This window comes from Pelatocladus sp. BLCC-F211 (assembly GCF_041928655.1).
Taxonomy (GTDB): Bacteria; Cyanobacteriota; Cyanobacteriia; order Cyanobacteriales; family Nostocaceae; genus Pelatocladus.
In genome coordinates this window covers 1-4483 of the sequence record NZ_JBHFLM010000008.1, presented here as the reverse complement: position 1 = coordinate 4483, position 4483 = coordinate 1, and the positions used below count along the sequence as shown (strand labels likewise).

At 40.5% G+C, this 4483-nt stretch carries 4 protein-coding genes; 3 read left to right on the top strand and 1 reads right to left on the bottom strand.

Annotated elements, in window-relative coordinates:
* The first annotated feature begins 983 nt into the window (after positions 1-983).
* Positions 984-2030: an oxygen-dependent coproporphyrinogen oxidase gene (gene hemF / locus ACE1AT_RS00485; protein ID WP_374865381.1), complete on the top strand. Its 1047-nt coding sequence runs from the start codon at positions 984-986 to the stop codon at positions 2028-2030.
* Positions 2031-2256: 226 nt separating this feature from the next.
* Entirely contained in the window at positions 2257-2625 is a 369-nt protein-coding gene (locus tag ACE1AT_RS00480; RefSeq protein WP_374865380.1) for an STAS domain-containing protein, read from the top strand.
* Between the two features lie 118 nt (positions 2626-2743).
* Here the strand turns inward: ACE1AT_RS00480 and ACE1AT_RS00475 are convergent, their stop codons facing one another.
* On the bottom strand, positions 2744-3340 hold the full coding sequence (locus tag ACE1AT_RS00475; protein WP_374865379.1) for a chromophore lyase CpcT/CpeT: 597 nt from the start codon (positions 3338-3340) through the stop codon (positions 2744-2746).
* Between the two features lie 218 nt (positions 3341-3558).
* Here ACE1AT_RS00475 and psb29 point away from each other — a divergent pair, with 218 nt between their 5' ends.
* On the top strand, positions 3559-4266 hold the full coding sequence (psb29, locus tag ACE1AT_RS00470; protein ID WP_374865378.1) for a photosystem II biogenesis protein Psp29: 708 nt from the start codon (positions 3559-3561) through the stop codon (positions 4264-4266).
* The last annotated feature ends 217 nt before the right edge of the window (positions 4267-4483 follow it).

The window sequence follows — 4483 nt, the reverse complement described above, 5'->3', positions numbered from 1 at the left end:
GGGTTGAGTGCAAGCGAAACCCAACAAAGCCTTGATAATGTTGGGTTACTCTGCGAGAAGCCGCGCAGGGCGCGTCTACGTTCCTCAACCCAACCTACGCTAGTTTTAGTTTTTAGCCTTAACTGAACCGTATTGAGTTATCAGTGATCAAATTAAACTGGTAACTGTTAACTGTTAACTGTTAACTATTAACTGATAACTGAGAAGTTGTCCCCCTTGTCCCCGTGTCCCTCTGTCTCCCTTATCTTTCTTGCCTCGCACTCTTCGTTTCATTGAAACTTTTGATGTCTTAGGTAAAACCAGCGATATAAACCATATTTTCTATTTTTTATAAATATATTAATCAGTTTCTAATGTCTTCCTACCTACTGCGGAAATGCACAGGAAAAATGGTGTGCAATTATACAGTTTTGCTTTTTTATATGCTGGTTTCGAGTTATAAAACTTCAGTTACTTACAGAACTAAGTAAAAGGTTTGTCAATAAGCCTTTATAATTACATAATCTTTGCATTGCTTGGGTTTTATGTTTTATAGCGATTGCATTTAAGATTAAAGAATTGGTATTTTTATTTACCTGTATTCCTTTAAACTTATCTGACAAGATTGTCTCATGAATTTTTGTAATAATTTACATGAGCTTTTGCTTACAACTAAGCATAAAAACATGTTTTTTCTTTACATTTAATTCTTATGGCTTCCTTATGGCTTCTCGCACTTTCAACATAGGTCTATTAATTTGCTCTGGCTAAGTATATATACCAAAAAATTCCCACATAGAAAAGAATTTGAAAAAAAATCAATCAATATACAAGCCTATACGCATTTGAGGGACAATAACTCTAGTCAAACCGACACATTGCCAAAATGCTTGATTCTTAGGAAAAAAGCAAGGTGGGCATTTTTAGCCGGATTTTTTAGTTGCCGTGCATTTTTAGTAAAAAATAGTTGTTCTTTGCAAACTGTAATTTAGGTCGTTGAACTTATGATGACAAACTCCCAAAGCCCAACTTTGCCAATAGAATCATCTACTTGTTTACCCCCGACTGATGCTAAAACTAGGGTCAGTCAGTTTATGAAACAGTTACAAGACGAAATTACACAAGCTTTGGAAAAATTGGATGGTGTAGGGAAGTTTCAAGAAGATTCTTGGGAAAGACCAGAAGGAGGTGGCGGGCGATCGCGCGTCATGAGTGAAGGCGCGATCTTTGAACAAGGTGGTGTAAATTTTTCTGAAGTTTGGGGTTCCCATTTGCCACCCTCAATTTTAGCCCAACGTCCAGAAGCAGCAGGACACGGTTTTTATGCAACTGGTACTTCTATGGTGTTGCATCCCCGTAATCCTTACGTACCCACTGTTCATCTTAACTATCGCTATTTTGAAGCTGGCCCGGTATGGTGGTTTGGTGGTGGTGCTGACCTCACACCCTATTATCCATTTGCGGAAGATGCTAGTCATTTCCATAAAACTTTCAAACAAGCTTGTGATGCTCATCACTCAGAGTATTACCCAGTATTTAAACGCTGGTGTGATGAATATTTTTATTTAAAGCACCGGGGTGAGACACGGGGTGTTGGTGGCCTGTTTTTTGATTATCAAGATGGTCAAGGTGCTTTGTATCGTGGTCCCCATACCGATGGTGAGGCGGCTAAGTACAGCAATCAAGTAGGGACTATTAAATCCCGCAATTGGGAAGATTTATTTGCTTTTGTGCAAAGTTGTGGTAATGCTTTTTTACCTGCATATGTGCCGATCGCTCAACGCCGACACACAATAGAATATGGCGATCGCGAACGCAATTTTCAACTATACCGTCGAGGACGGTATGTTGAATTTAACTTGGTTTATGACCGAGGTACAATCTTTGGGCTACAAACCAACGGGCGCACAGAATCAATTTTGATGTCTCTACCACCACTGGTACGTTGGGAATACGGCTACAAACCTGAACCAAATACACCCGAAGCGGAGTTATACGAAACCTTCCTCAAACCCCAAGATTGGATAAACTGGACACCAAGCCACACGTAAAAAGTGTGAGTTAAACTACTAGAGATAAGTAGTTAGTGGATAGTAGATAGTCAATAGTGGTTATTGAGTTGTAAAATAATTAACCAGCAAATACTGTATGGGTGTAGACGCGCTCTCTTGCGGCTTCAAGGCAAAGTACGTCTGTACCTATAAGAAGCCGTGCGGCGCGTCTACACCCCTACTAACTACTAACTAGTAGATTTCGACAAAGCCAAGGGGAGGCAATGTGATAGACATCGATCAAAAAACTTATACAACCCAAGACGGCAATACTGTTATTGTCTTAACACCTACAGGTCGCTTAGATATCACCACAGCATGGCAATTTCGTTTGAAATTGCAAGAATGTATTTCTAAATTTAGTCGTCATGTAGTTGTAAATCTTGGTCAAGTCAATTTTATTGACAGTTCTGGTTTAACTTCTTTGGTCGCAGGAATGCGCGATGCTGACAAAGTTAAGGGTAGTTTCCGTATTTGTAATGTTCACCCAGAAGCCAAACTGGTTTTTGAAGTGACAATGATGGATACGGTGTTTGAAATCTTTGAAACTGAGCAGGAAGCTTTAGAGGGTGTACCTCGTAGCATAGCCAGCTAGGTTAAGTTGGCACAAATAAAGTTAACTAGTTGGGGTGGTCATTTGTCAAAAGTCATTTGTCATTTGATTTTGGATTTGGGATTGATTCCAGACACTTCATCAATAACATTTGGAACTGTTAGTACTGTTCTCGCTTGGTGTAGCGATAAGGTCCCATAATCGCTCCCCAAGTTGCACTACCAGTGTTGGGATCAATTCCTTTGTCGTAAGTTTTCAACTCTTGTTGAGAAACTTCAAATCCCAGGGAAACTTGTATGGTGTTACCTGCATAACTAAAGCAGCAACGAGTATTTGCAGGTGCGATCGCAGTGAATTTATATTGGTTGGGAGCTACTGTTTCTTGACTGATATTAAGAACGCAATCAGGTAACAAATCTAGTTTCTCAGGTGTCAGAGTTTGAAGTAACAAAGGGTTACGACCAGCACCACGTAAAGCTGTTGGGTCTTTAGGCATGTAGTATTGTACTTTGAGAGGGGTATCGTGATCATGCCCAGACGTCAGCCGCATTATTCTTTGGCGATAGGGTTGGTCTAATTTAACAATATTAGCTTGTTCCGCAAACAAGGTAATACTGTCTTCTGAAAATAGAGGTATAGGTATTTGCCACAAACGTAGGTGGACATACCAAGCAGGTTCTGCTAAAGCTTGTTCTCTATTGTCAAATTCACCTGCTAGATATTGAGCTAAGGCTATTAACTCTGGTGAAGAAGTCATAGGATTTTGGATTTTGGATTTTGGATTTTAGCTTAACCGAACTACTACCCAATCCCCAATTCCCAATCCCCAATTCCCAATCCCCAATTCCCGATCCCCAATCCCCGATCCCCGATCCCTGATCCCCAATCCCCGATCCCCTCAAAACCCAAACTTGGCAAAGTGACCTGGAAGCGAGAAAATAAACATACGTCGCCCTAAAATATTGAAATTTTTTTGTGAATAACGTTCGTACTGTATCAGATACAAAGCGCACTTTCCACACTCTCCACACCCGACCGATTAACACCATTTATCGGAGAGTGGTAGAGGAATTGATGGTAGAAATGCACCTGCTCGCAGTAAATATTGATTTCAGCTATAACCCAATTTTTGCTTTGGGCGTCGTTACTTGCTTCGACCGATTTATGCAAGGTTATGAACCTGAATCGGACATGGAATCGATATTTAACGCCCTACTGCGGTCAATAGAAGCAGATCCGCAAATCTATAAACAGGATGCTCAACGTTTGCAAGAGATAGCAAAAAGTTTGCCACCTCAAGATTTAATTGCTGCTTTAAGCCAACAAACTCAGTTAAATCGAGATGCTGACTTACAATCCCATTTGCAAGCGATCGCCAGCAATCCTAAATTTAAATATAGTCGTTTGTTTGCGATCGGTTTATTCTCTTTGTTAGAACTGTCAGACCCAGAACTAGTCAAAGACGAAAAACAACGCACTGAAGCACTCAAATCCATTTCAGCCGGCTTACATTTATCTGATGACAAACTCAATAAAGATTTAGAACTTTATCGTTCCAACCTAGATAAAATGACCCAAGCATTGTTAGTAATGGCAGATATGCTCTCAGCTGATCGCAAAAAACGTGAGCAACGTAGTCAACAATCTAGTACTACAGTTACCCCTCCAACTGCTAGCGAATAAATAATGATTGTTGGTTGTTGTAGAGACGTTGCAGTGCAACGTCTCTACAGGATTTAAATGTCAATCTTTTTGTCTTTAGGACTTACGCAAAATCATGAAAAAACTAACCACATAGACGCGCTTTACTCGGCTACCTTTGGTAGGCGCGTTAGCGACAGGCGTGCAAGTAGACAGGGAGTGTCGAAGCGCAGGGTAGGACACAAAGGACACTAAGAAA

Bases quoted from the DNA above. Each gene is read 5' to 3' on its own strand.
- hemF (WP_374865381.1), top strand. From the start codon at position 984: ATGATGACAAACTCCCAAAGCCCAACTTTGCCAATAGAATCATCTACT.
- ACE1AT_RS00475 (WP_374865379.1), bottom strand. From the start codon at position 3,340: ATGACTTCTTCACCAGAGTTAATAGCCTTAGCTCAATATCTAGCAGGT.